22 protein-coding genes and 2 pseudogenes are annotated in these 25235 nt (G+C 60.1%); 10 read left to right on the top strand and 14 right to left on the bottom strand.

Annotation, left to right across the window (positions count from 1 at the left end; genetic code table 11):
* Nucleotides 1–80 precede the first annotated feature (80 nt).
* Nucleotides 81–911 carry an alpha/beta fold hydrolase gene (locus tag AB4P96_RS11565; protein WP_236446951.1) on the top strand — a complete coding sequence of 277 codons (831 nt, stop codon included), beginning with the start codon at nt 81–83 and terminating at the stop codon, nt 909–911.
* A gap of 706 nt (nt 912–1617) precedes the next feature.
* On the opposite strand, the gene AB4P96_RS11560 is transcribed toward AB4P96_RS11565, so the two are convergent.
* Genes AB4P96_RS11560 through AB4P96_RS11550 form a run of 3 tightly spaced genes read right to left on the bottom strand, consistent with a single transcriptional unit; the run spans nt 1618 to nt 4232 of the window.
* Nucleotides 1618–2133, bottom strand: a complete 516-nt coding sequence (locus AB4P96_RS11560) for a flavin reductase family protein (RefSeq protein ID WP_017136981.1) — start codon at nt 2131–2133, stop codon at nt 1618–1620.
* A 51-nt stretch (nt 2134–2184) separates the two neighbouring features.
* Complete coding sequence (locus tag AB4P96_RS11555) at nt 2185–3219, bottom strand: methionine synthase (RefSeq protein WP_017136982.1); 1035 nt, start codon at nt 3217–3219, stop codon at nt 2185–2187.
* A gap of 29 nt (nt 3220–3248) precedes the next feature.
* Nucleotides 3249–4232 (bottom strand): DUF1852 domain-containing protein, encoded by a 984-nt coding sequence (locus AB4P96_RS11550; protein WP_236460819.1) that lies wholly within the window; start codon nt 4230–4232, stop codon nt 3249–3251.
* Between the two features lie 299 nt (nt 4233–4531).
* Between AB4P96_RS11550 and AB4P96_RS11545 the strand changes: the two genes are divergently transcribed.
* Entirely contained in the window at nt 4532–5908 is a 1377-nt protein-coding gene (locus AB4P96_RS11545) for a PLP-dependent aminotransferase family protein (RefSeq protein WP_395600785.1), read from the top strand.
* On the opposite strand, the gene panB is transcribed toward AB4P96_RS11545, so the two are convergent.
* Nucleotides 5896–6711, bottom strand: a complete 816-nt coding sequence (gene panB, locus AB4P96_RS11540) for a 3-methyl-2-oxobutanoate hydroxymethyltransferase (protein ID WP_395600784.1) — start codon at nt 6709–6711, stop codon at nt 5896–5898. The genes AB4P96_RS11545 and panB overlap by 13 nt on opposite strands.
* Before the next feature lie 140 nt (nt 6712–6851).
* Here panB and AB4P96_RS11535 point away from each other — a divergent pair, with 140 nt between their 5' ends.
* The gene (locus tag AB4P96_RS11535) at nt 6852–7019 is read left to right on the top strand and encodes a DUF2986 domain-containing protein (RefSeq protein WP_395600783.1); all 168 of its coding nucleotides are present in this window, start codon (nt 6852–6854) and stop codon (nt 7017–7019) included.
* On the opposite strand, the gene AB4P96_RS11530 is transcribed toward AB4P96_RS11535, so the two are convergent.
* The 5 genes from AB4P96_RS11530 to AB4P96_RS11510 form a co-directional block, all read right to left on the bottom strand.
* Nucleotides 6990–7973, bottom strand: coding sequence for a GlxA family transcriptional regulator (locus AB4P96_RS11530; protein WP_017136987.1), 984 nt, complete (start codon nt 7971–7973; stop codon nt 6990–6992). The two genes, AB4P96_RS11535 and AB4P96_RS11530, sit on opposite strands and share 30 nt — an antisense overlap.
* Nucleotides 7974–7977: 4 nt before the next feature.
* A complete protein-coding gene (locus AB4P96_RS11525; protein WP_170037882.1) occupies nt 7978–8520 on the bottom strand; it encodes a cysteine hydrolase family protein in 543 nt (180 codons plus the stop codon).
* Between the two features lie 157 nt (nt 8521–8677).
* Entirely contained in the window at nt 8678–9103 is a 426-nt protein-coding gene (locus tag AB4P96_RS11520) for a VOC family protein (protein WP_026013706.1), read from the bottom strand.
* Nucleotides 9104–9214: 111 nt separating this feature from the next.
* Nucleotides 9215–10090 (bottom strand): LysR family transcriptional regulator, encoded by an 876-nt coding sequence (locus tag AB4P96_RS11515; RefSeq protein WP_099548951.1) that lies wholly within the window; start codon nt 10088–10090, stop codon nt 9215–9217.
* A gap of 26 nt (nt 10091–10116) precedes the next feature.
* Entirely contained in the window at nt 10117–11328 is a 1212-nt protein-coding gene (locus tag AB4P96_RS11510) for a YeeE/YedE family protein (protein WP_017136992.1), read from the bottom strand.
* A gap of 239 nt (nt 11329–11567) precedes the next feature.
* Between AB4P96_RS11510 and AB4P96_RS11505 the strand changes: the two genes are divergently transcribed.
* Genes AB4P96_RS11505 through AB4P96_RS11485 form a run of 5 tightly spaced genes read left to right on the top strand, consistent with a single transcriptional unit; the run spans nt 11568 to nt 16552 of the window.
* Nucleotides 11568–12116: a hypothetical protein gene (locus AB4P96_RS11505; protein ID WP_017136993.1), complete on the top strand. Its 549-nt coding sequence runs from the start codon at nt 11568–11570 to the stop codon at nt 12114–12116.
* Nucleotides 12103–13308 carry a DUF6421 family protein gene (locus tag AB4P96_RS11500; RefSeq protein WP_099548950.1) on the top strand — a complete coding sequence of 402 codons (1206 nt, stop codon included), beginning with the start codon at nt 12103–12105 and terminating at the stop codon, nt 13306–13308. Before AB4P96_RS11505 ends, AB4P96_RS11500 begins: the two co-directional genes overlap by 14 nt.
* Nucleotides 13305–14252, top strand: coding sequence for a DMT family transporter (locus AB4P96_RS11495; protein ID WP_395600782.1), 948 nt, complete (start codon nt 13305–13307; stop codon nt 14250–14252). The genes AB4P96_RS11500 and AB4P96_RS11495 overlap by 4 nt, the downstream gene beginning before the upstream one ends.
* Nucleotides 14249–15499: an ATP-grasp domain-containing protein gene (locus AB4P96_RS11490; RefSeq protein WP_395600781.1), complete on the top strand. Its 1251-nt coding sequence runs from the start codon at nt 14249–14251 to the stop codon at nt 15497–15499. Before AB4P96_RS11495 ends, AB4P96_RS11490 begins: the two co-directional genes overlap by 4 nt.
* 33 nt (nt 15500–15532) lie before the next feature.
* Nucleotides 15533–16552, top strand: coding sequence for a branched-chain amino acid aminotransferase (locus tag AB4P96_RS11485; protein ID WP_017136997.1), 1020 nt, complete (start codon nt 15533–15535; stop codon nt 16550–16552).
* 85 nt (nt 16553–16637) lie between these two features.
* Here the strand turns inward: AB4P96_RS11485 and AB4P96_RS11480 are convergent, their stop codons facing one another.
* A complete protein-coding gene (locus AB4P96_RS11480; RefSeq protein ID WP_017136998.1) occupies nt 16638–17504 on the bottom strand; it encodes a DNA/RNA non-specific endonuclease in 867 nt (288 codons plus the stop codon).
* 204 nt (nt 17505–17708) lie between these two features.
* Nucleotides 17709–18925 (bottom strand): annotated as a pseudogene (locus AB4P96_RS11475) (MFS transporter).
* Between the two features lie 121 nt (nt 18926–19046).
* On the opposite strand from AB4P96_RS11475, the gene AB4P96_RS11470 reads away from it, so the two are divergent.
* The gene (locus AB4P96_RS11470; RefSeq protein WP_395600780.1) at nt 19047–19751 is read left to right on the top strand and encodes a TetR/AcrR family transcriptional regulator; all 705 of its coding nucleotides are present in this window, start codon (nt 19047–19049) and stop codon (nt 19749–19751) included.
* On the opposite strand, the gene AB4P96_RS11465 is transcribed toward AB4P96_RS11470, so the two are convergent.
* Entirely contained in the window at nt 19654–20577 is a 924-nt protein-coding gene (locus AB4P96_RS11465) for a LysR substrate-binding domain-containing protein (RefSeq protein ID WP_395600779.1), read from the bottom strand. The two genes, AB4P96_RS11470 and AB4P96_RS11465, sit on opposite strands and share 98 nt — an antisense overlap.
* Before the next feature lie 108 nt (nt 20578–20685).
* Nucleotides 20686–21741, bottom strand: a complete 1056-nt coding sequence (locus AB4P96_RS11460; protein ID WP_395600778.1) for an NAD(P)-dependent oxidoreductase — start codon at nt 21739–21741, stop codon at nt 20686–20688.
* 183 nt (nt 21742–21924) lie between these two features.
* Between AB4P96_RS11460 and AB4P96_RS11455 the strand changes: the two are divergent.
* Nucleotides 21925–22077 (top strand): annotated as a pseudogene (locus AB4P96_RS11455) (hypothetical protein); the annotation flags it as partial.
* 231 nt (nt 22078–22308) lie between these two features.
* On the opposite strand, the gene AB4P96_RS11450 reads toward AB4P96_RS11455, so the two are convergent.
* Nucleotides 22309–25143 carry a TonB-dependent receptor domain-containing protein gene (locus tag AB4P96_RS11450; RefSeq protein WP_395600777.1) on the bottom strand — a complete coding sequence of 945 codons (2835 nt, stop codon included), beginning with the start codon at nt 25141–25143 and terminating at the stop codon, nt 22309–22311.
* Between the last annotated feature and the right edge of the window lie 92 nt (nt 25144–25235).

The following is a 25235-nucleotide window of genomic DNA, read 5'->3' as shown; positions in this document are numbered from 1 at the left end:
GGTTGAGCCGCACTTTGTTCAACCGGTCACGATCAACACGTTGCTGTTGATGGCCGATCAATCACTTTGGAGAGATGAACATGGGGTATGTCACTACGCAGGACGGCGTTGAGATCTTTTACAAAGACTGGGGCCCACGCGATGCCCCGGTGGTCTTCTTCCACCACGGCTGGCCACTGAGCGCCGATGACTGGGATGCGCAGATGCTGTTCTTCCTGGCTAACGGTTACCGCGTCGTCGCCCACGACCGCCGCGGCCATGGCCGCTCCAGCCAGGTCTGGGACGGCCACGACATGGACCACTACGTCGACGACGTCGCCGCCGTGGTCAACCACCTTGGTGTACAGGGCGCCGCCCATGTGGGCCACTCCACCGGCGGTGGCGAAGTCATTCACTACATTGCCCGCCACGGCGAAGACCGCGTATCCAAAGCCGCCATCATCAGCGCCGTGCCACCGTTGATGCTGCAAACACCGAGCAATCCAGGCGGCTTGCCCAAGTCGGTGTTCGACGACATGCAGGCGCAGCTCAAAGCCAACCGTGCGCAGTTCTATCGCGACGTACCATCGGGGCCTTTTTATGGCTACAACCGGCCGGGTGCCAAACCGTCGGAAGGCGTGATCCAGAACTGGTGGCGACAAGGCATGATGGGTTGCGCAATCGCCCACTACGACGGGATTGTGGCGTTTTCGCAAACGGACTTTACTGAGGCTTTGCGGCGCATCACGATCCCCGTGCTGGTGATGCACGGCGATGATGACCAGATTGTGCCGTATGAAGATTCCGGGCCGTTGTCGGCAAAACTGTTGAAGAATGGCACGTTGAAGACCTATGCAGGGTTTCCCCATGGGATGCCGACGACGAATGCGGATGTCATCAACGCGGATTTGCTTGAGTTTTTACGAAGCTAAGTCACTCGTTGCTGCGGCGCCGCACAGAGAAGTAGTGGGCGTCGTCGCGCCCGGTTAGATGGTATTTTGCTTGAGTGGATTGATCGGTTGAACACACCGGTGTTCACTCAACGCTACCCAGCCGACCAACGAACCGAGCAAAAAAAACAATGAAACACCCCTCACTCGGGAGACAATTCAAAAGAATAGCGGCGTTGATATTAGTGCTTCTCGTCCTTGGGGCATGGATGTTTTACATGGGCTGGGCCTCTCGGGTTGCCAGGCAAACCATCTTGATGGCATGGATTCCTGAATGGACGACCTATGTGGTATTCGGCGTTGTGACAGGCCTCTATTGTGCGTTCAGGCCCGAACGCAATCGCCCGCCCAACAGCACTAATATGTCTTCGACTAACAAGTTTTTAGGGGGCTTCAGCCTTGGATTCGTTTTCCTCCTGAATAGTTATGCCGTGTGCGTCTACCTGCTGCCTGGCGAAGTAATCCACTATAAATCCGTCTATGAAATCAGGTTTCCGGGACCGGCTTATGGGAAATATAGTCGTTGCGAGGCGGGCTTATGGATCAAGGATCTACACACTGAGCGCGATATCGAACTGTGCACAACCCGATCAGAACTTGACGATCAAATAAAACGCGGTATGACCGTTGCCTGGGTGACAGCGCGTACGAACACGCTAGGCACTTACATTATTAACCACACCTTTACCTACCCGTGAACCACGCCCTGTGCGGCGATGTTGCAATACTGCCCCTTGAAATACAGCAAGGGCTTCGCCGCAGCCGCTGCTCGCAGACTTAACGCCTTTACTTCACCAATCACGATCAGGTGGTCACCGGCGGCGTGTTCGGCGTGAATTTCGCAATCCAGCCAGTGCAGGCTGCCGGCAATGATCGGATTACCCAAAGGCGAGTGCTGCCATTGCACGCCGTGCCATTTGTCTGTGCCGCGGCGGGCGAATTGGTTGGAAATCCCGGCCTGCTCACCCGACAGGATATTGACCACGAATCGACCGGCCTGGCGAATCTTGGGGTAGCTGGCCGAATTGGACATTACGCTGAATGACACCAGCGGTGGGCTCATCGACACGCTGTAGAACGACTGACACGTGAAGCCGACCGGCTCGTCATCCAGGTGCGAGGTAATCACCGTAATACCGGACGCGTAGTGCCCGAGCGCTTCGCGAAAGCTCAGTGGCTCGACCGTCGTAGTGGGAAATGACATGGTAAATCCTGAACAGGGAGTGCAACTTGGTACACCCCTTCCAATGGTGGCTCAACGCGCGTTATTGAGCTCTCTTCGAACGATCTCTGCGCCAGCACTCAACGCATTCAACTTGCCCCTTGCCACGCGGCGAGGCAAGGGCGCCATGCCACAGTTGGTGCACGGATAAAGCTTGTCGGCATCGACAAACTGAAGGGCTTTGCGCAGGGTATTGGCCACTTCTTCGGGCGTTTCAATGGTGTGGTTTGCCACATCAATGGCCCCAACCATGACTTTTTTGCCACGAATGAGCTCAATCAGGTCCATGGGGACATGGGAGTTGTGACATTCCAGCGAAATGATATCGATGCTGGATTTCTGTAGCTTGGGGAAGGCTTCTTCATATTGCCGCCACTCCGACCCCAGGGTCTTTTTCCAATCGGTGTTGGCCTTGATGCCATAGCCATAACAGATATGCACCGCCGTTTCGCATTTAAGGCCTTCAATGGCCCGTTCCAGGGTGGCGACGCCCCAGTCATTCACCTCGTCAAAGAACACGTTAAAGGCCGGTTCATCAAACTGAATAATGTCGACGCCCGCCGCTTCCAGTTCCCGGGCTTCTTCGTTGAGGATCTTGGCGAATTCCCACGCGAGTTTTTCGCGGCTTTTATAGTGGTTGTCATACAGCGTATCGATCATGGTCATGGGGCCTGGCAGCGCCCATTTGATCGGCTGGTTGGTTTGCTGGCGCAAGAACCTGGCGTCTTCGACAAACACCGGCTTTGGGCGCGCAACGGCGCCTACAACCGTCGGCACGCTCGCGTCATAGCGATCACGAATCCTGACGGTTTCACGCTTCTCGAAATCAACACCGCTCAGGTGTTCGATAAACGTGGTGACAAAGTGTTGGCGGGTTTGCTCGCCATCACTGACGATATCAATCCCGGCGTCTTGCTGCTCTTGCAATGCCAAGCGCAAGGCATCTTGCTTGCCTTCAATTAATTCGTCACCTTGCAACTTCCAGGGTGACCACAGCGTCTCGGGCTCAGCAAGCCAGGCCGGTTTTGGCAAGCTGCCAGCTGTAGAAGTGGGTAATAACTTTTTCATGACAGGCACAACCTTGTAAGTTTGATGAGTCAAGCGGCGTATTGCGCGGACCACTGTTCAAGCACAGCGTGATAGGGCTTGATGAAATTTTCCTCAACAAACCTGCCCTGCTCAATCGCCAGCCGACCACGTTCCTCTCGATCATAAACAATGCGTGTTAATGAATAATCCTGATGCTTCAAACTGGGTTGGTAGCGTTTTCCGGCGACAGAATTGGCATTGTAAATTTCAGGCCGGTAAATCTTTTGAAAGGTGTCCATCGTGCTAATGGTGCTGATAAGTTCAAGCGTCGTGTAATCACTCAGCACGTCACCGAAAAAATAAAATGCCAAGGGTGCAACACTGTTGGGCGGCATAAAATAGCGCACCTTCAAGCCCATCTTCTTGAAGTACTCATCGGTCAGCGAATACTCATCCTGCTGGTACTCAACGCCCAATACCGGGTGCTGGTTTTCAGTCCGGTGATAGGTCTTGGTATTCGAAACGCTCAGGCAGATGACGGGCGACTTCTTAAAGTGCTGCCTGTACGCCGCTGAATTCACAAAGCACTTGAACAGCTTGCCATGCAGGTCGCCAAAATTATCGGGCGTGCTGAATTCAGCCTGGCCTCTGTTGTGGCCCAACAACACCACGCTAAAGTCATAGTCGCGTACATACGAAGAAAAATTATTGCCGACGATGCCCTCAAGGCGCTCATTGGTTTTGCGGTCCACAATCGTGGTTTTCAACACTTCAATCAGCGGAATGGCCTGCCCATTGCCTTCAACACCGATCTGCATTTCAGCCGAAACAATCTCGAGTTCGAGCGCATACCGATCACCGCCAGCGTTATCCCAATGCGCCAAGGCATTGAAGCGGTTATTAATCATCGTCAAGGTATTGCGCAAGTTTTCCTGACGACGCTCGCCCCTGGCCAAATTAGCAAAGTTAGTGGTGGTGCGCGTGTTTTCGGAGGGGCGATAGTGCTCGTCAAAACAAACACTCTTAATCGTAAATTCAAACGCGTTATCCATGACCACCTGACACCTTAAAAGTTGAGACAGACTTGAGTTCACTGCTTGCCTTTTAGCAACACGCCGACGTTTGACTCAAGTCTTTACAGTTTCAATAATTAAGGTGGAGTCTATGCTGGCTATAGAGCAAGAGATAATGAAACGATTTCACTAAACCTTTAGCCCTGTTCATGATGGGTTGCCTCAAATCCAATGGGCCGAGCCATGGGCTGTTCAGCCCGAGACGCGCGCAAATAAGATCGCCTTGAGTGATACTGCCAGGCTCTCTTCCCACTCTGTTTTGCGCAGCTCAAAGGACCATGGATAAACCCAAAGACGCCGGCTTTGCCTATCAGACGGTCTACCGCTACCTCGTCGAGTTGATCGACGCCAGCCCGTTGTCAGGCGAACGCAAACTGCCGTCCCTGCGCCAATTGGCCGAGCGCCTTGGCGTATCGGTGTCGACCACCAAGTACGCCTACGCCTTGCTTGAGGATGAAGGGCGGATCTACGCGCGGCCCAAACAGGGTTATTTCACGAGGGCCATGCCTGCACGGGTAACAACTGAAACCAACCTGCTCGACCAGGTGTTTGCCAATGCCCGCCAGCCGGGAATGCTTGCCTTGAGCAGCGATGCACCGGCCATGCTGTTGTCGCTGGAAAACCCGCTGCTGATGCTTGAGCGTGAACTGACCCGCCAGCACCCACGCTCTCTCGCGCCGCTTTACTTACCCTTCGGTGAGCCCGAGTTGCGTGCCGCGTTGGCCGAGCACTACACCCAATCCGCCGACCGCTACTGGCAGGCCGACCAGGTGTATATCGGCGCGGACTTGCACAGCGTGCTGGATGCGGCACTTAATGCTCTGGACCTGTGCGGCACCGTGGCGCTGGTGGAGTCACCGTGTTCGTGGGCGATTTTGCGCCAGTTGCAAGCGGCGAAGATTCGCGTGATCGAAATGCCGCTCGACGCCCACGGGCGTTTCGACCTGGCGGCGCTGGAAGGCGTGCTGATGCGTGAGCCGATTCGCCTGGCGGTGCTGTCGTCGACGGTGAATATCCCCCAGGGCGGCGTGATGCCGGCACAGGACAAGCAGCAGATCTGCCGCTGGCTGGCGGCGCGGGCTATCTGGCTGTTCGAAAACGACACTTACGGCGAGTTGTATTTCGAAGCGCCGCCGCCGCGTTATCGCGACTTCGCCGACCTGCAGAAGCTGCTGGTGTTTTCGACCTTCGATAAAGTCATCGGCTCGGAAGCGCCGTATGGCTATGTGGTGTGCCACGGGCACGCGCCGCAATTGCAGCGGGTGTTTCTGGAGCGTGGGTTTCGCCTGTCACCGATCCGGCAAAAGGCGATCGCCAAGCTGCTCACCTCCAAGCGTATCGACGCGCATTTAAAAGCGCTGCGGGCGCTGCTGCTGGAGCGCATGACCGGCATGAAAGCCTTGCTGGAGGAACATTGGCAGGTGATCGCGCCCCAAGGCGGCGCCAGCTTCTGGCTGCAAGCACCGCATGCGGTGGATATGCGTCAGGTATTTGAGCGCCTGCTGGCCCAACGCATCGTCATCGCCCCTGGCGAGCTGTTCAGCCAGCATGGCGCCTGGCCGCAACACCTGCGCCTGAGCTACACCCTCGACTGGAGCAAGGATATCGCCCAGGCCGTGAAGCGATTGGCCGAGGCGATCGATCAAAGCCCGTAGCAATGCCGCGCATCAGGGAAACGGCCATGGCGCACATCGTCGGCAAACCGCTCGCAGGCATCGCGAATCACCGCGCCTACATCTGCGTACTGTTTGACGAAGCGCGGCAGGTGTTCGCCGCCCAGGCCCAACAGGTCTTCGGTCACCAACACTTGGCCATCGCAGGCCGGTGAAGCGCCAATGCCGATGGTGGGCATCTTTGAATCCAGGGTGATCTGCCGCGCGACGCCTTCGGCCACACCTTCGAGCAACAGGCTGAAGGCGCCCGCCTCCAGATTGGCACGGGCATCTGCGGCAATCACTGCGCCGGTTTCGGCCGTGAGCCCTTGGGCCTTGAACCCACCCATCACGTTGACGAACTGCGGCATCAACCCCACATGGGCCATCACTGGAATGCCACGCGCCACCAGAAACTCGACGGTGCCCGCCAACGCCACGTTGGCCTCCAGCTTCAGCGCATCGCAACCAGTGCGCGCCAGCACTTGGGCGCAGTTGCGAAACGCTTGCTCGTTGGATTCCTGATAACTGCCAAAGGGCATGTCGGCAATGACGCAGGCCAGGCGCGTGCTGTCGACCACGGCGCGGGTGTGGCCGATGATTTCTTCCAGCTGCATGCTCAAGGTCGAGGCCCGGCCGTAGCCGACCATCGCCGTGGAATCACCCACCAGAATGAAGTCGACCAGCGGGTCGATCAGCTTGGCGATGGCGCTGGAGTACGCGGTGAGGGAGACGATTTTCTGCTGGCCCTTCATGGCGACCAGTTGCGGGACGGTGAGGCGTTTGGTGCGGGTGTGGAGGCTCATCGGTGTTTTCCGTTTGTGCTGAATTCACGGCCCGATTATTGGTAAAACCCCAGGGTGTTCAATGCACAGATTGACGCTAAAAAGCGACCCAGGTTTTTAACCTGATATCATCCGGGCCTTCACCCATCAGGCACCGACACATGAACCGCCAGAAAAAACTAAAGCAGCTCTTCAAGGCTAAAGCCAAGAAGGCCAGCGCCAAACTGGCGCCGAAAAGCAAAGACAAGTACATCAGCAAGGCAGACCGCGCCAAACTCGAAGCCGAGGCCGATCAAGCCTCAACCAGCGGCGCCGACACGTCCGCTTGAAGGCGTCCCCACCTCATATTTGCTCCAGATACGCCGCAGGTGCCGGGCTGACCCAAAGCCTGCGCGCTCGGCGACGGTTTCCATGTCCAGGCTCGACGCCATGAGCAGTTCACGGGCCACGGTGATACGCAGCGTGTGCAGGTAATCCAGCGGGCTGATGCCAACGTGTTCGTGGAACAGCCGCGCCAGGTGTCGGCTGCTGGTGCACGCCAGTTCGGCCATGCGTGTGACGGTCCAGGCTTCACAGGGCGCCGCGGTGATGGCGTCCTGCACTCGGTGCACGGCCGGGTGCAGGTGGTTGCGACCGGTGATCCAGGCTGAGAGCTGCGGGTCGGCGCCGCTGCGGCGCATGTACACCACCATGTCGCGCGCCACGCTGCAGGCCAGGCGTGGCCCGGCCAACTCGGCGAGCAGGTGCAGCATCAGGTCGATGCCCGCCGTGACACCGGCGCTGCAACTGACCGGGCCGTCCGTCACATACAGCCGGTTTTCCAACACGCGGGCCTTGGGCGCCAGGGCCTGCAATGCCTCGCACAGCGCGTGGTGGGTGGTGCACTGGCGGCCATCGAGCAACCCCGCGCGGGCGGCACTTAATGCGCCGGCGCACACGCAAACCAGCCGCTGGCCCGACGCTGCAAACACGCTTTGCAGCCATTGGGTCAAAGTGTCGCTGGCCGACTCGAACGCCTGCTGCTGCGCCTTGCTCACCTTTGACGTGGAGCCGACCAACACCACCAGCGTGCCGGGTGCCAGGCTTGGCGGCAGGGGCGCCAAGCCGGCCAGCGGCAAGCCAATCGAGGTTTGCAGGGACGGCACCGGGCTGACGTACTGCAAGTCGAAGTCGAGAGCCGCAGGGTCCTCGCTCTGCGCGGCCAGGCGCAGCACCTCGGCGGGGCCGGCCAAGTCCAGCATCAGCACATTGGGCAACAGCACGAACAGCACCGGCACGCTCACGGGTTCAACGCTCCAGCGCCTGGGCGACGGTGACGATGCGCGCAAAGCGCTCCTCCAGCACCAGTTCGGTACGCTCACGAATCTCGGCGGCGCTGTACTCGCGGCCACTGCGTGCGTGGGTCATCGGGAAGGTCAGGGTCGCCTCGCTGACAAAATCCACCGCAAAACCGCTGTCCGACGCCTGCCGGGTGGTGGTTTCGCAGCACTGTTCGGTGCGGATGCCACTGATGATCAGCGCGCTCACGCCCATCTCCGTAAGCCGTGCAGCCAACGGCGTGCCGGCGAAGGCGCTGTGAAAGCGCTTGTGAATGATCAGGTCGGGGTTGATCGACAACTCACTCAAGGTTTTGACATTGCCCGATGCCATCGAAAAGTGCCCTTGGTCTTCAACATGGAAGACTTGTATCACCGGGATGCCCTGTTGAACACACCCATCGATCAGCGCTTGCTGTTTTTCCAGGAACAACGGCAGGTCATTTTCGGACCAGTAAGCAGAATGACGGAACGAATGCTGCACATCGATAACGATAAGGGCTTTATGGTTCATGACAGGTCCTTGTGGCTTGCATCACAGCGGTTGATGCAGCCATGGTAAGCACCCGCGCCGATGAGCGACAGGCAGGTGCCGGACCACTTCAGGACCGATTCAGACATACCGGCTCAGCGGCGAAAATCACCCTGGGACGTTTGCGCACGGTGAGCAATTACTTGGCGAACAGCTGGCCCATGTCCTTGAACGCCTTAAACTCCAGGGCGTTGCCGCACGGGTCGAACAGGAACATGGTGGCCTGCTCGCCTACCTCACCCTTGAAGCGGATGTAGGGTTCGATCACAAACTGGGTTTCCCGCGCGCGCAGCCGATCGGCCAAGGCTTCCCACTGGTCCCATTGCAGGATGACGCCGAAATGCGGCACCGGCACAGCGTGGCCGTCCACGGGGTTGGAGTGCACCGATTCCTGGGATTGCGTCTTGGGGTGCTCGTGAATCACCAGTTGGTGGCCGTAGAAATCGAAGTCGACCCATTGCGCACTGGAGCGACCTTCCGAAAGGCCAAACACATCGCCGTAGAAGTGACGCGCGGCGGCCAGGTCGTAGACGGGAATCGCTAGGTGAAAGGGAGAAAGGCTCACGGTGGCTACCTGCAGGTTCTGTTTGGTTAGAACCCGATTCTTCACCAGAAAGCCCCACGGATAAAGCGGATATCCTTCGCCCTGAGCCTCAATAATTTCGATGCTCGCGCCCTACTTCGGCGCATCCAGCACTTCGATGACGCACGCCCTGAATAATTCGAAGAGCGGCAATTGGCGCTGGGTGTACTTGGTCAGCAGCACGATTTCACGGTAGAACGTGAGCTTGTCCAATCGCAAAACCCGCACGTCACTGCCGTGTTCCAGCCACAGGCCGGCCAGGGGCACCAGCGACACGCCGAGGCCGCTGCGTACCATCTTGACGATGGCGTCCAGCTCGTCGAGTTCCAGCGCCTGCCGGGTCTGGATCTTGTGTTCCTTGAGAAACTGCGTGACCTGGCGCCCGCCGAACGAGCCACGGTCATACCGCACGAAGGGTTGCTCGCGCAGGATCTGCAGCGGGTCGTCGCCCTGCACGTCCTTGGCGGTAATCAGCACAAAGGGTTCGCGGGCGATCACTTCGATATTCAGGTCCTTGGGCAGGTTGAACGGCGGGTGGATCATGATCGCCAGGTCCAGCTCACCGGCATCCACCTGGCTGAGCAGGTTGAGCGAAACCCCCGGCACCAGGCTGACCTCGATAAACGGCGCACGCCGTTTAAGCGCAACCAGCGCCTGGGGCAGGAGGCCGGTTTGCACACTGCCGATGGCGCCGATGCGCAGCGAACCCTGAAAGTTGTTGGCGCTATCGGGCGTGCCCATGCGCGAGAAAATATCGAGGATCTCCTCCGCCAGCGGCACCGCGCGCTGCCCGGCCGCATTGAGCGTGGCGGAGCGACCGGTGCGGTCGAACAGCTTGACGCCCAGGGCGTCCTCGAGGTGTTTGATCTGCGCACTCACCGCCGATTGCGTCAGCCCCACCTGCTGCCCGGCGGCGGCGAAAGTGCCACGGCGGGCGGCGCTTACGAAGGTTCTCAGTTCTCTGATCATGGGCCTGCCTTATAGGTCGTTGGGGTTCAGCAACCGCTCAAGGCCACCTGCGGTCGCTCGCCTGCGAAGAAGAACGGCCGCAGGCGCACACCGACGCTGTTACCGATAAACGCTGCCACCAACCACACCCAGCCATGCAGGCTGCCGGAGGCGATGCCGCTGAAGTACGCGCCGATGTTGCAGCCGTAGGCCAGGCGCGAGCCATAGCCCAGCAGCAAACCACCGATCACTGCGGCCACCAGCGAACGTGCCGGGATTTTCAGGCTTGGGGCAAAACGCCCGGCCAGGCCCGCGGCCAACAGCGCGCCGAGAACGATGCCGATGTCCATCACGCTGGTGATGTCTTCCCACACGGGCGCTGCCAGGGCTTTGGCATTGCCCGGCATTTGCCAGAACGCCCAACTGGCCACGTCCACACCCAAGCCGCTGGCCACTTTGGCGCCCCATAGCGCGAACGCCGAGGTAATGCCCCATGGCCGCCCGGCCAGCGCCAGCGTCGCATAGTTAAGCAGCGCCAAACCGATTGCCCCCCACACCAATGGCCAAGGCCCGCGCAGGAAGCGGCGCAGGCCGATGTGCTCGCTGCTCACGCCGGGTTCAAGCTGGCCGTGACGGCCCTTCTCCAAACGCACGGTGACCAGTGCGATGACCGCGAACACGGCCAGGCTCAGAATCATGGCCGGCAACACGCCGAAGCTCTTGACGATGGACACCGCCGGGAACGCCGGCAACGCGAACCACCAATCCACATGGTGCGTGGCAATCAGCGAACCGCAGATAAAAAACAGCAGCGTCACCAGCATGCGCGCATTGCCGCCGCCCACGGTGAACAGCGTGCCGGACGCACAACCGCCGCCCAACTGCATGCCGATACCAAAGATAAACGCCCCGAACACCACCGACACCCCAGCCGGTGCCACCAGCCCGACCACCGGCTGCCCGAACAACGTGCCCGCTCCCAGCGCCGGGAAGAACAGCAACACCGCCACTGCCAGCATGACCATCTGTGCGCGCAAACCGGCGCCGCGTCGATCATTGATAAATACGCGCCAGGCCGACGTGAATCCGAAAGCGGCGTGGTACAGGGTCAAGCCCAATGCGGCGCCGACCACCAGCAACAGCACCTGGCGCGAGCCGACGCTGTTTTGCAGGAATACAGCACCCGCCACCAGGATGATAAAAGCCGCCAACGGCGCGATAGGCTTGCGCGCGGGGGTCAGGGAAAGGGAGGTGCTCATGGGCTTTCTCGGATTTGATCGGGGGGGAAGTTTGGCGGTGAGTATAAACCCTGACAGGGTCGGCCTTTGCAGGAATTCAGACGGCCAGGCAACGCCTGCGAAGGTGGCAACGTTTAGTTTCGCCGGGTGTATTGCTTGAACAAAAAACCTACAGTAACCTCCGCCAAGGCAGCCACCAATGGGTGGCAGGAATGGATTCTGGCCCGCTGTCCGGTGGGCTCTGACAAGGAAGTTAAAGCATGCACACGGCTATCAGTCCGACCATCTATACGCTCGGCCCCGAGGGTACCAATTGCGCCACCGCCGCGCAGTGGTGGCTTGATTCTCGTGAAGCGCGCAATGGCACGCAGCGAATTGTTCTGCATGAGACGCTTGAGCAAGCCTTTGATGAGTTGTCCGGAAAACAGGACGGCTATCTTTTAAGCTGCGCCGCGTACCCCGATTTGCATACGCTGATTTTTACCCGCCTGGGCGATATGGAACTGTGCGACAGCTTCATCATGCCGACCCACTCCATGGTGCTTGCGAGCCGTACCAGCGCCGACCAGATAAAGAGTGTGGCAACCCATCCCGCGCCCCAATCCCTGGTGGCAAGCCACTACCGCAAAGTGTTCGCCAACAGCAATGCCGATGCCGCCGTGCTGTGCAGCACTGGCCAGGCAGATGCGTGCGTGACCACCGTGGTCGCGGCAGACCTGCATGAGCTGAACATCATTGAGGATTTCGGCCAGGTGCCGATGGCCTTTCTGGTCCATTCGCTGAAGCGAGCCGACCATGCAAAAGCCTGATCCGCTGTCGACCCTGGTCAATATCGTCGATGAAGTGCGTGCCCGCCAGGAACTGGATGGCAGCATCAAGGCGCCGAACGTAGCCGACCATGCCCTCATCAACCGCTTGATCACCGAGCTCGACCGGCACGCCGCAATCATCGACGGGCTATCTGCGCCGCTGTTGACGGCGACCCTGGAAGACCTGGGCAACTGGCTGAAGAATGGCCTGGATCAACGGCCTCTATTCGATAAAACTCTCGCCAGTTTCAACACCCCTGCACCCGGCGACGCCTTGTTTCTACTGGCCCCCATGCGCGCGACCAACGGCCCTGACCCCGAAGGCTTTCGGCTGGAGCTGGTCACCGGCTACCGCAGTGAAACCCCTTACCTGGCAAAGGCCGCGCAGTACACCGAGCAGTACGTGGCACCGTTTCAATGCATCAAGCTTGGAGCGGCCTCGAAGGGGTTCCTGCAAGGCAATTGCATAGTGCTGTTTCCAGAGTCCGTGGCGACGGCAGCCAAGGTCGATAAACAAACCTTCGCGCTGTTCTTCTTCAGCAAGTTTCTGCGTATCTACAACGAACAGACACTCGTCGAGGCAGACCGTCTGTTCGGGCGCCAAAGCCCGTTTCTGTTCGGCCAATTGAGCAGCCGCCAGATGTCTGAGCCAGACATGTATGACGCGCGTTGCCTATGGGGTTATTACCATGACTATGCGCACCACACCGGGCCACGCCCGTTGGACAAAAACCTGTACATAAAGCTGAACTGGTTTACCGGCCTGCTGGAAGAAACCAAGTGTGACCTGATTACGGTGCGCCTGGTGCTGGAACACCGTCCGGACTTTTGGCGTGAAATCGCCGAGTTCATTCTGCTCGAGCGCATGTTCCGCTACCCCAAGGGCTCGGACCAACACATGACGTTCGATGCCGGCACCGGGATTTTGCTCTTTGAAATGCTGATCAATGCCAAGGCATTGGTCGAAACCGAGCACGGCCACCTCAGCTTTGACAGCGAGCGTCTTGACCAAAAGCTTGTGTCGATGATTGCCGATATCGAGGCCCTCGAAGCACTCGACGACGAGACCTACCTGGCGGGTGCCAAAGCCTATGTGCAGCAGCATCTGGGCACACCGCAAACCCCACTGGCACGTTTCAATTTCCCGGCCACGCACTACGCACGCCGCGTGCTGGCCGAGTGCCCCCAATGAATGCATTGAAGGTCCGTCTGCTGCTGTTCACCGTGGCCATTCTCGCGTTGTTCTCGATCAGTTGGCTGCTCTCGAAAAACCTGCTCGGTAGCATTTCGGTGATGCATGCCGTTGGGCTCAGGCTGTGGGCCACAACCGCCGCCTTATGGTTGATCGTGGCGTTCGGCACGCGACCGCCGCTGGCATCCAAGCCGCTGCTCGCAAGAATGCCGGGGTTTTTCATCCTGTCGATCCTGGGGTTCTCGCTCTATTTTGTCTGCAGCTTCGGCGCCTTGAAAACGCTGAAAGCCAGCGACCTGACCATGGTCCTGGCGACGATCCCGGGCATTACCTACTTGCTGGGCCTGCTGACACGCAGCCTGGGGTTTTCCTGGCTCAAACTGGCGGGTGTGGTGATCGTCAGTGTCGCGGCGCTGGCGTTCAATACCCACACCGGTGACGTTAGCGCAGTCAGCCCGTCTGGCATTGCGCTGGCCCTGGTCGCGGCGCTTTCCTACGCCGTTTATGGCCTGCTGTCCAAGCGCTACCTCAAGGATTTGCCACTGATCAACTCGCTGGCCTGGGTCACACTGATCGCCGCGGCGTGCTTTGTGCCGCTGTTCATTCTCGACCCCGCGCCCTTGTTGCGCCTGAACCTTGAGGATGCGCTCAAAGTGCTGATCCTGGGGGCTGCCTGCTCGGCGCCGGTGTATGTGTTGTACCAGAAGGTTTTGGCCGAGGGCGGCGTGCTGTATGCCAATGCGATTGGCTTGCTGGCACCGTTCGCCGTGGTCACCGGTGAGTGGTTGATCGGCTCCGGCACGACCTTGGGTGCAGTAAAAATCGTCGCGATGATTGCGGTCATGGTGGGGATCACCCTGTTATTCATGGATGCATCAGGCGCCTCGGGCTGGACGTTCAAGCGTCGTGCCCCAAACCAACAGGTTAGTGAGGAAATACAATGAAAAAGCTGGCGTTGGTTTGCCACCGCAGTGCCAAGTTGTCCTTTGTATTTGAGGCCGCAGAAGCGGCAGGTATTGAACTGGTACTGATTTACGACACGACCGAAAGCGCCCCCGCGCACTTGCCGGCAGTCACGTCGACCTGGCAGCTGCCGGTTTTCGACGAGCCGCAGGTGGCGTTGGAAGCGTTCGCGGCCGGCGTGCAAGAGAGAGGGATTGGCGGGGTGATGACGGTTCGCGAAGAAGCGATCATCTGGACGTCACTGGCGGCGCAAAAAATCGGTACACCTGGCATCGATCCGCATGTGGCGGCGCTGGCCCGCAACAAGTACCTGATGCGCCAGGCCTTTGCCGAAGCAGGCTTGAGATCGCCGGGCTTTTGCTACATTGATAACCCGCACGACCTGTCGCAAACCCGCGCCCTGGGGTTGCCACTGGTGATCAAGCCGCTCTCCGGCTGGTCGAGCACCGGTGTGATGCTGGCCAAAACGGCCGAAGAGCTTCCCGCCCTGGTCAACGCGGTCTGGGAGGTCCAGAGCAAGGACCTGGCTCGTTTCTATGACCAGGACAAAGCCGCAGGCCTGGTTGTTGAACAGTATTTGCCGGGTAAAGAATTCGTTGTGGAGTGCTTTGTTGATATCGAAGGGGTGCATGTCCTGGCAGTGGGCGACAAGGGCCAACCCGAAGGGCCCTGGTTTGAAGAAACGATCTACCGCCAGCGTCGAGATATCGACGACCCTTTGATCATGGCCCTGTGTGAGACCGCGCGCGCCGGGGTCAAGGCACTGGGCATTACCATGGGCGCCGCCCATGTGGAGCTGCGCCTGGATGCCAACCAGCAAGCGTATGTGATTGAAATCGGCGCACGCATAGGGGGCTCGGGGGTCTCGCACTTTGTGGTGGAACAGAGCACCGGCGTGTCGTTCGCCGCACTGTGCATGAAGGCCGCCCTGGGTTTGCCCACCCCGGCACTGCCCGATGTGCTGCCGGCCGCCAGAGTGGCAGCAAACTACATCATTCCTCTGCGCGGCGATGGCCGTTTCAACGGTTTCAGCGGGCTGGAAAAGGTCGCGGAGCACCCTGAAACCGCCCGGATCGTGACTTTTTTCGAGGCAGGGCATCTTTCACCACCCCCTCCCGCGTTTGGCGGCTACCCAGGGTTCATCTTCTCGGTACATGCCTCGGATGAGGCGGCGAGCGCTTACCACCAATGGCTTGATGCTTCCTTGAGCATCAACTGGAACCAATAAATACCACCCGTAGCCGGGTTCGGGAGTCGTGATATGGAACATCCGCAACTGGATTGGAATAACCTGGGTTTCAGCTACAGGAAAACCGACCTTCGTTACATCGCACATTGGCGTGACGGTCAGTGGCAGGAAGGTGCACTGACCGAAGATAACCAGCTGCATATCAGCGAAGGCTCAACCGCGTTGCATTATGGCCAGCAGTGTTTTGAGGGGATGAAGGCCTACCGTTGCAAGGATGGTTCGATCAACCTGTTTCGCCCCGATCAGAATGCTGCCCGTATGCAGCGCAGTTGCTCACGGCTGCTGATGCCGCCCGTCTCGACCGCGCAATTCATTGATGCCTGCAAGCAGGTGATCAAGGCCAACGAACGCTTCCTGCCGCCCTACGGAACAGGCAGCTCGCTGTATCTACGACCTTTCGTCATCGGTGTGGGCGATAACATCGGTGTGCGTACCGCGCCGGAGTTTATCTTCTGCGTGTTTTGCATCCCGGTCGGCGCGTTGTTCAAAGGCGTGTTGCAACCGAGCAACTTCATCATTTCGGACTACGACCGCGCCGCCCCCAATGGCACCGGCGCCGCCAAGGTCGGCGGAAACTACGCGGCCAGCCTGCTACCCGGTACCGAGGCACGGCAGGCGGGTTTTGCCGACTGCATTTACCTCGACCCGCTGACCCATAAAAAAATCGAAGAAGTCGGCTCGGCGAATTTCTTTGCCATCACCCATGACAACACCTTTGTGACCCCGCGTTCGCCTTCAGTATTGCCTGGCATCACCCGCGCCTCGTTGATCGAGCTTGCGCAAAGCCGTCTGGGGCTCAAGGCGGTGGAAGAGGATGTGTATATCGACAACCTGGCGGCTTACAAGGAAGCCGGCGCGTGCGGCACCGCAGCGGTTATCACACCGATTGGCGGTATCCGCTACAACGATCACCTGCATGTATTCCACAGTGAACATGAAGCCGGCCCGATGACCCAACGTTTGTTCAATGAGTTGACGGGCATCCAGAACGGCGACGTTGAAGCGCCGGCAGGCTGGATCGAAAAAGTCTAAAGCCCTGAGGCGCTCGCTGTGCCGACACCCCGTGGGTGTCAGTACAGCGGGCCGATCAAGCGTCAGTCAGACCGGCCGAAAGGGCTCATGTCCGCCCCACTGAACCGGTAACCGGCAAGTTGCCAAGCAACTTGAGCCCGGTGCTTTTCACAAAGGTGTCGTAGTCCATCGGCTTCTGGATACGGGTTTCGGCGTTGGGCAGCACATAGGCCCAGGCACGTTTGGACGAAGCGTCGTACACCAGCTTGAACAGGCGTGTCGGCACCCACACCTTGTTGTCGCCGATGGTGCTGTAGCCGGCATCAAACAACGGGCCGGTGAACACAAACACATTACCGCCTGCACGTACCGCGAACTTGCGCACGTCGGCCTCAACCTTGCTCCAGATCTTGCGGTTATTGGTGGGGTCTTGCGGCACCATGTTCGACAAGGCGAAAGACTGCGCCATGGCATTTGCACTTGGCGCATCGGCGGCTGGGGACTGGTGGCCGCGGTCCACCGCCGGGTGCTGGCTGCGGTAGTCGCTCAGCTCGGCGCGGGCACCTTTGGGAATGCGCGGATCGGGATAAAACTGGTTGGTGCGCTCTTCACCCTTGGCGTCTTTCAACTGTGCGGCGTTCAAACGCTCGACCACCACCAAAGGCGTCTTGCTGGTTTGCGAGTAGAGCACCGCAAAGTGATCCGAACACAGCGCCATGGGTTTCATCGAGGCGGGTACGGTGGCCGTGTTGATCGGCGTGGCGCCAGGAAACAGGTCCGCGCAGCCGTCGAAGGAGAGCTGTTTTTCTTGACGGGAATAGAGACCAAGGGCCGCGCTTTGGCTGATGGAGCTTGAGCGCGAAGTGTGTTCATGGGCCGGTGGTTTGATCAGGTCCAGCAGGCTGCGGGCCTGCGCGCCGGGCGAGAGCAGAACACACGCCGACAGGCCGACTGCAATAATGCGTAAGTGCATGTTTTATATCTTAAAGTGAGGAGCCTAATGGACCCTCACTTTAAACTTTAGTGCGACGCCTGACGGATCGAATTCCAGGCCACCTGCGCCAGGCTCCCCACCTCGTTAAAGCACGCCAGCGCTTCACGCAGGATGCTGCGCCTGCCGGGGAAGCAACTTGCCGAACTGGCAGGCGGCACCATGACCGTGAAGCTCGCTTAGCGCCTAGTGCCCCGCCACCGCTGGCCCATCGGCTGACCGCCGTCCCGGTTTGAAGCCATGGGCATGCGCCGTGCAGGCAATCACCAACGCCACCAGCAGCAACAGCGCCATTGCCCATGGAAATGAGGCGGCGCCCCACGTCTCCAGCAACACGCCACCGACCACGCCGCTGGCCGCAATGGCGCTGTTCCACGCCACCACGTTCAGCGACAGCGCCACGTCCGCGCCCTCTCCAGCGGCATCGGCCAACGCGGTTTGCAGCAGTGTCGCGGCGCCACCAAAACTCAGGCCCCACACGGCCACGCCGAGGTAGATCACCTGCGGCACGCTACCCAAAAAGCCGAACACCAGGGTTACCGCCGCAAACGTCACCAGGCTTGCCAGCACGGTCTTGCGCAACAGCGGTTCGACCAGTTTGGCCGTCAACCAGATCCCCAGCAGCGCGGCAATGCCGAACACCAGCAAGACTAAATCCACACGTTCAGCCAAGCCTGCACGCGCCACAAACGGAGCAATGTAGGTGTACAAAATGTTGTGCGCCAACATCCAACTGATCACCACCGCCAGCACCGGCCGCACGCCGGGCGTGGTCAGCACTTGGCCCAGGGACAGCCGCTGGTGCGCAGGCTGCGGTGGATAGTCCGGGACTTTCACCAGCACCCACACGATCAGCAGCAGCGTCAGCGCCGACATCAGGCCGAACGTCGTACGCCAGCCCACCAGGCTGCCCAGCCAAGTGCCCAGCGGCACACCCAGCGACAACGCAATCGGCGTACCCACCATGGCCAGTGCCAGCGCCCGGCCCTGTTGATGCGGCGCAACCATGCGCCGGGCATAACCGGCCAGCAGGCTCCAGGCCAGCCCTGCCGCCACGCCGGCAAAGAACCGCGCCACCAGGGTTACGCCGTACTGGGACGACAGCGCGGTGATGGAGTTAAACAGCAGAAAGCCGACGATAGTCAGCAGCAACACGTTGCGCCGCCGCCAGCCACGGGTGGCAATGGTCATGGGAATCACCGCCAGCACCGACCCCAGCGCGTAGGCCGTGACCATCTGCCCGGCCATCGACGGCGAAATCGCCAGGCCGTCGCTGATCAACGGCAACAGCCCGGCGGGCAGGGTTTCGGTGACGATGCAGATAAAGCCGGTCATGGCCAGGGCGAGCAAGGCGCCAATGGGCAGCCGGTCGGAGCCGCGGATAAGCTGAGTGAGGGTGTCATGGGAGACTCCTTGAGATGACTTGGATACTGATCGATATAAATGTTGCGTGCACACACAGCTCGTTGTCAACGACTTATGTATCGACTAGTATTTATCTCGCTTACCCAGAGGATTCCCCACATGGCACAAATGGGCCGCCCGCGTAATTTCGACCGAGACCAGGCCGTGGAACAGGCCATGCACCTGTTTTGGCAGCACGGTTACGACGCCACCTCCCTCGCCCAGCTCAAGGCCGGGTTGGGTGGCGGTATCTCCGCGCCGAGTTTTTACGCCGCATTCGGCTCCAAAGAAGCGCTGTTCGATGAATGCGTGCAGCGTTATCTGGCCACCTACGCCCAGGTCACCGAATGCCTGTGGGATGAGGCTTTGCCCCCGCGTAAGGCCATCGAAACCGCGCTGCGCCAGTCGGCGCGCATGCAGTGTGAAGACGGGCACCCCAAAGGCTGCATGGTGGCGCTGGGCGTGATGAGCGCACCCAGCCCGGAGAACGCGCGGGTCGCGGACGCGCTGACGCAATCGCGCGTGCGCACCCGGGCCGGGATTGTGGCCTGCATTGAGCGCGGGATACGTCTTGGGCAATTGCCGGGCACCACGCAGGCAGCGTCGATGGCGACGGTATTTGACAGTTTCTTGCAGGGCGTTTCGATTCTGGCGCGCGATAACGTGCCGTTTAAGGATATCGACGCGGCGATCAGCCAACTCCTGCTGACATGGGACATTACGGCCGCTACCGCGTCGCCCATTCGTCCCGACATGCCAGCAAAAAGTCCACAAACGCCCGTACCCGATGCGGCACATAGCGCCCATGGGGATACAGCAAGGTGAAGGGCCGTGAACGCCCGCCAAACGGCTTCAGCACTTCAACCAGGCTGCCGTCGGCCAATTCACGCTCAACGATAAACTTGTAGGTCTGAAACAACCCCGCGCCGTGTTTGGCCAGGGTTACGCCGCCCAGCACATCATGGGCAATGCTGTAACCGGCCTCTCCGGCAAACTCCTGCTCCTGGCCTTGCAGCTGGAACAGCCAGGGGATGCGCCGGCCGTTGCTGGGTAATTCAAATTGAATGCACTCATGCAATGGCAGATCGTCCAGCGTCTGCGGCGTACCGGCGCGCTGCAAGTATGCTGGTGCGGCGACAACCACCAGCTCGGCATCTTCCAGCAGCCGCGCGATCAGCGACGAATCCGGCTGGGCGCGCACGCGAATGGCCAGGTCATAACCTTCGGCAACGAAGTCGATATTGCGGTTGCTGATGTGGATATCCACAGTGACTTGCGGGTACTGCGCACGGAACCTGGGCAGCAGCGGCAGCAAGCGGTGATGCGCGTAGGTGGTCGGCACACTGATGCGCAAGCGCCCGGACGGCACCGCCTGCGCGCCCATCACCTGTTGCTGGGCCTCCACCAGTTGCGTCAGCGCCTGGCGGCACTGCTCGTAAAATGTGCGGCCGCTGTCGGTGAGGCGAATGCTGCGCGTGGTGCGCACAAACAAGCGCGAGCCCAGGCGTTCTTCCAGGCGCGAAATACTGCGGCTGACGGCGGCCGGGGTAACGCCCGCAGCCTGCGCAGCAGCGGTAAAACTGCCGGCCTCGACAGCGAGGCAGAACAGTTCGATGCTGCCCAGCTGCAAATCTTCGAAATGGCGTTTCATGATTGATTACATCGGCTCACTATCCGACGTCATTCTTACCAGCCTCTTGGCCTTTAATACAGCGCGCCGGGCGAGAATGAGTCATCGGCCTTCCTTGTGTCCGGCAGGTTAACGCACGATGGCGGCGGCACTGAATGCGTGGATCTTGTCGACGATCTGGCGTGATGCCGTCCGGATTGCCGTGGTGGTATTGCCGGCAATGTGCGGCGTCAATTGCGCATTGGCAATAGCGGTCAATGGCGAGTCGAAGCGGTCTTTCTCCAGGGCAAAGGTATCGATGGCCACCGCTTTGATATGCCTGGGAAACTCGCCCATGAAGGCGGCCAACTGGTGTTCGTCGACGATCCCGCCGCGCGCGGTATTGATGAGGATTGAGCCCTGGCGCATCTGCCGGAACTCGGCAGTGCCGAACAAGCCTCGGGTTTGCGGGGTGAGCGGTACGTGGATCGAGACGATGTCCGCCTCGGCCAATAACGGTTCAAGACCCGCCCGTCGTTCAAGCCCAAGGCTGCGCGCCACCGCTTCGGTAAAGCGTTCGGACCCGGTGGCGATCACCTTGATGCCCAGCGCCGCAGCCTTGCGCGCCACCTGCCGGGCAATGCTGCCGGTGCCCACCAGCCCAAGCGTCAGTTCGGCGTATTCGCAGGCAGGTGCCAAGGTGCCTTTTGCCCAATGGCCGTTGTGCGTTTCGGCGTTGTAGTCATCCAGGTCGCGCGACAGATACAGCGCCTGGGCCACGACGTATTCGGCAACAGCGGCCGCGTTGGAACCCGGCGTGTTAAGGATCGCCACGCCACACTGCTCGCACGCCAGCCGGTCAATATGATTGACCCCTGTGCCAGCCTGGGCAATGGCGCGCAGTGGCGTGGCCAACGCTGGCGAGGTGGCAGCGCGGATCAGGCCGGCGCCCAAGGGGATGTTCAGGCGCGTCTTGAACACGCTGTAGCCCCCGGCCTGACTCACGGCGGCAATAAAGCCAGGCTCGTCATGACAGTTGATCTCGGTATAGTGAATGCGCGCGCCGTAGTGCTGCCGAATGCGCTCTTTGTCCGCGAAATAATACAGGTTGAGGGTGACACCCAGACCCAGCTCAAGAAAGCGATCGACTTCCTCAAACAGTAACGGCGGCCCGGGGGCATCCAGTATCAGGGTGGTGAATGCCATACAGTTGATTCTCCTGGAGGGTAGCGCCTGCCGATACCCAGGTTGCCCTGGGGATAGGGGTTAATTGATCGTTCCCACGCTCCGCGTGGGAATGCCGCCCCGGACGCTCTGCTTCCAGCGCTTGAAGGCGTGACGCGGAGCGTCACCGGATGCATTCCCACGCAGAGCGTGGGAACGATCACTGTGAAAAAAGCCAACACGGTGCTGATCACGCGCCACTATACCTTCACCAAGCCGGATGCCCTGTGCTCCCCGCAAGATTTCGCGGCGATGAAGCCGGCGATTGAAGGCATGGTCAATGACTTGAAAAGCCAGATCATTGTGCAGGCGATGTAAGCTACTGAGAGCTAGTAACGGGCGCTGCCTGCCAGTGGGCGAGCGTGAACGACGAACACCGTCACTTGTGGCGAGCAGGCTTGCCCTGCGTTGGGCTGCGCAGCGGCCCTGGCCCCTTCCAGCTGACTCACCGCGTCACCCGAATTGGGGCGGCTTCGCCACCCAACGCAGGGCAAGCCTGCTCGCCACGGTGAAGGTGTCCAGCCTTAACCGATGGGCGTTGCCTGGCCCCTAGAACTTCGCCTGCACGCCCACGCGCAACGTGCGCCCCGGCGCCGGCATGAAGCTTTGCGCCAGCGGGTCCAGGTAGTAGCGGTCGGTGACGTTCTGCAGCGATACATTCAGGCTCGCGTCCTCCTGCAACTTATAGTTGAGGAACAGATCCACCAGTGCCACTTCGCGGTAGTTCAGTTGCGGCGTGGTGGCGCCGGTCTGCCAGGGTTTGTCGGCGGTGACGGTGGGGCCGCTGGTGTAGGTAATACGTGTGCCGAGCGTAAGGCTTTGGTCAAAGAAGCGCAGGCCAGTGGTCAGGTTGCCAGCAAGCCGGGGTGGGTTCTGGGTGTTGGTGTAGGAACCCATGAAGCTGCCCGGCGTGCAGTTCGGGGTGTCGGCGGTTTTCTGGTAGCTGTTGCTGGTAGCACGCAGTGTGGCGGCGAAGGCCGCGTCGCAGGTTTCGGTTTTCAAGTAGTAGGTGGACGACAGGTCGGCGAACACGCGCCCGGCATCGTAGCGGGCTTGCAGTTCCAGCCCGCTGGTCTTGTAGCTGTCGGTGTTGCTGAAACGCATCTGGCCCCAGGTGCCTGGGCTTGGGTCGTAGTAGCGGGTGATGTAGTTCTTGATGGTGTTGTTGAAGTAGGCGAGCTTGATCGCCGCCGCGTCATCCTCGACCAACAGCCCTTTGCGCAACGTGCTGGCGCCGACCTCCCAGTTGCTTGAGCGCTCGGGTTTCAAGCCCTTGCCGGGCAGGGTTTGCAGCACGCCCTGGCTGGTTTCAAACAACGAGGGCATGCGAAACCCCTGGGTGTAGGAGGCATACACAAAGGTGTCCGGCAGCACTTCGATATTGATGCCCAGCGCCGGCGAAAATGCCCCGCCGCTGTTGCTGGCCTTGCCGGAATAGTCATAGCCGCTCACCACGTCACCGACCTGGGACGGGTAAACCGTCGAATCGATCACGCCAAAGTCGTTGTAGCGCACGCCTTCGAAGGGGAAGTTGGTGTTCTGGAACACGATGCCGTTGTTCAGGCGCGGATCAGTGGCGTTGGTGTACTCGCCGTTCTGGTCCGGGAACCACATCATGTTGCCGGAATTGTTGCCGTTGTAGACGCGCAGGTAGCGCAGGTCACGCTCCTCCCGTCGCGCGGTGGCATTGGCAATATGGTCTTTGCTGCGGTAGTGGGTATAACGGCCGCCGCCCCATAAGGTCAGACGGTCCACCGGTTTGTATTCGAGTTTGCCATTGAAGCTGTATTCCTGCCGCGAGCCTTCGCGCAGCATGCGGTTGGCGTTGATATCGTGCTGGGTGGTGGCGACGCCTTTTTGCGGGCGCAGTTCTTCGAGCTGGAACGAGCTGCCGAGGTCGAGCTTCAGATCACCGTAGTCGGTCGCCCAGCGTGAGGTGTTGGCCAGCCCGCCGCCGATGCGCTGGTTTGCCTGGCGGCTCCAGGCGCGGTCGGAGCGATAAGCCTGGGACGCAGGTGCGGCCACCGAGGTGAGCTGGCTGGTTTGGGCGTCGGTCATCCACAGGTCGGCGGTCAGGTCCACCAGCGGGTTGCCCGAGGGCAGGTAGTTGTAGCGAGCGGTGTAGGTGTCGATCCTGGTATGGCCCAGCGGGTACTGATAGATGCCGCCGGTGCCGAAACGGAAGATATCCGACGGCATGATCTCGCCAATGCGCCCGTCATAACGACGATAGCCCAGGTCGAAGGTATGGCCGTCCGCCGGGCGCAGGGTGGTCTTGAGCAGGAACGACTCAGTCTTCGCTGAGGAGTTGAGCACTTCTTCGCCGGCGTTGTAGGTGGTGGCGACGCTGGTGTCTTCATCGCCCCAACGGTTGTAGGTGCGGTAGCGGTCCTGGCCTTTTTTACCGGCAAAATAATTGCCCTGGTTGCGCTTGGCGTAGGCCGCCACCACGTCGAAAAACTCATGGGTGTAGGCAAACGCGGCGCTGCCGGCTTCGGCCTGCGAGCCGAACAGCCCGCCGCGGCTCTGGTGCGGCTCAGCATACAGGTCCTGGGTTTTGGAGTGCGGGTCGCGGGAAGCCGGGGCGACGCCGTTGTTCCAAACATCGCCCTTGAGGCGCAGGCCGATGTTCTGGCCGTCCTTGAGGATGTCGCCAACGCCCAGCGTGCGCATTTTTACCGTGCCGCCAATGGCGCTGGAGGTCAGGCTGGGGCCTTTGTCGATGGTGATGTCGCTGATCAAGTCCGGGTCGATATAACTGCGCTGCTGAGTACCGGCATAGCCGCGATACACATCCAGCGCCTGCTGCGAGCCGTCCACCGTGACCGCCACCCGGCTCTGGCCCTGGATGCCACGAATGTTCACATCCAGCCCGCCGCCATTGCGGCTGTCGCCCACCTGCACGCCGGGCTGGCCCTTGAGCACATCACCCACCGACACCACGCCAAAACGCTGCATGTCTTCGCCGGAGATATACACCGACGAACGCGGCGCGCGGTAGACCTCCTCTTCGTCGAGATTTTCGCCCGTCACTTTTTGCGTCGGCAACTGCACGGCCTCCTGGCGCAGGCGCAACACATAGCCGCCATCGGCCTGGCGCTGATAGTCGAGGCCGGTGCCCGAGAGCACCTGGGCCAGGCCGTTCTCAGTGTTGAATTCGCCCTGCAGCCCCTGGCTTTTCCTGCCCGCAGTGAGCAGCGAACTGCTCGCCATGCTGATCCCGGCTTCGGCACCAAAGCGCGACAGCACCTGGTCCAGCGGCCCGGCGCTGATGCTGTACGGGCGTTCACCGACGGCCAATACCAGCTCACCGCACAACGGTTGCAGGCCGAGAAACAACAAGCTGAACGTATGACGACGCAAGACACTAACGGGGGAAATCATGCAAGGCTCCTAGGGATCGAAACCCACCTGTGCCGGTGGGTAATACCTAAAGGCCAAGCCAGATCGAAAAAACTATCGCGTCGGCGAAAAAA

Source organism: Pseudomonas sp. B19125 (assembly GCF_044218855.1).
In the GTDB taxonomy this organism is placed as follows: domain Bacteria; phylum Pseudomonadota; class Gammaproteobacteria; order Pseudomonadales; family Pseudomonadaceae; genus Aquipseudomonas; species Aquipseudomonas edaphica.
This window is presented reverse-complemented; position numbering and strand designations above follow the sequence as displayed.

Coding starts and splice junctions, on each gene's coding strand:
- AB4P96_RS11565 (WP_236446951.1), top strand. CDS start 81: ATGGGGTATGTCACTACGCAGGACGGCGTTGAGATCTTTTACAAAGAC.
- AB4P96_RS11560 (WP_017136981.1), bottom strand. CDS start 2,133: ATGTCATTTCCCACTACGACGGTCGAGCCACTGAGCTTTCGCGAAGCG.
- AB4P96_RS11555 (WP_017136982.1), bottom strand. CDS start 3,219: ATGAAAAAGTTATTACCCACTTCTACAGCTGGCAGCTTGCCAAAACCG.
- AB4P96_RS11550 (WP_236460819.1), bottom strand. CDS start 4,232: ATGGATAACGCGTTTGAATTTACGATTAAGAGTGTTTGTTTTGACGAG.
- AB4P96_RS11545 (WP_395600785.1), top strand. CDS start 4,532: ATGGATAAACCCAAAGACGCCGGCTTTGCCTATCAGACGGTCTACCGC.
- panB (WP_395600784.1), bottom strand. CDS start 6,711: ATGAGCCTCCACACCCGCACCAAACGCCTCACCGTCCCGCAACTGGTC.
- AB4P96_RS11535 (WP_395600783.1), top strand. CDS start 6,852: ATGAACCGCCAGAAAAAACTAAAGCAGCTCTTCAAGGCTAAAGCCAAG.
- AB4P96_RS11525 (WP_170037882.1), bottom strand. CDS start 8,520: ATGAACCATAAAGCCCTTATCGTTATCGATGTGCAGCATTCGTTCCGT.
- AB4P96_RS11515 (WP_099548951.1), bottom strand. CDS start 10,090: ATGATCAGAGAACTGAGAACCTTCGTAAGCGCCGCCCGCCGTGGCACT.
- AB4P96_RS11510 (WP_017136992.1), bottom strand. CDS start 11,328: ATGAGCACCTCCCTTTCCCTGACCCCCGCGCGCAAGCCTATCGCGCCG.
- AB4P96_RS11505 (WP_017136993.1), top strand. CDS start 11,568: ATGCACACGGCTATCAGTCCGACCATCTATACGCTCGGCCCCGAGGGT.
- AB4P96_RS11500 (WP_099548950.1), top strand. CDS start 12,103: ATGCAAAAGCCTGATCCGCTGTCGACCCTGGTCAATATCGTCGATGAA.
- AB4P96_RS11495 (WP_395600782.1), top strand. CDS start 13,305: ATGAATGCATTGAAGGTCCGTCTGCTGCTGTTCACCGTGGCCATTCTC.
- AB4P96_RS11490 (WP_395600781.1), top strand. CDS start 14,249: ATGAAAAAGCTGGCGTTGGTTTGCCACCGCAGTGCCAAGTTGTCCTTT.
- AB4P96_RS11485 (WP_017136997.1), top strand. CDS start 15,533: ATGGAACATCCGCAACTGGATTGGAATAACCTGGGTTTCAGCTACAGG.
- AB4P96_RS11480 (WP_017136998.1), bottom strand. CDS start 17,504: ATGCACTTACGCATTATTGCAGTCGGCCTGTCGGCGTGTGTTCTGCTC.
- AB4P96_RS11470 (WP_395600780.1), top strand. CDS start 19,047: ATGGCACAAATGGGCCGCCCGCGTAATTTCGACCGAGACCAGGCCGTG.
- AB4P96_RS11465 (WP_395600779.1), bottom strand. CDS start 20,577: ATGAAACGCCATTTCGAAGATTTGCAGCTGGGCAGCATCGAACTGTTC.
- AB4P96_RS11460 (WP_395600778.1), bottom strand. CDS start 21,741: ATGGCATTCACCACCCTGATACTGGATGCCCCCGGGCCGCCGTTACTG.
- AB4P96_RS11450 (WP_395600777.1), bottom strand. CDS start 25,143: ATGATTTCCCCCGTTAGTGTCTTGCGTCGTCATACGTTCAGCTTGTTG.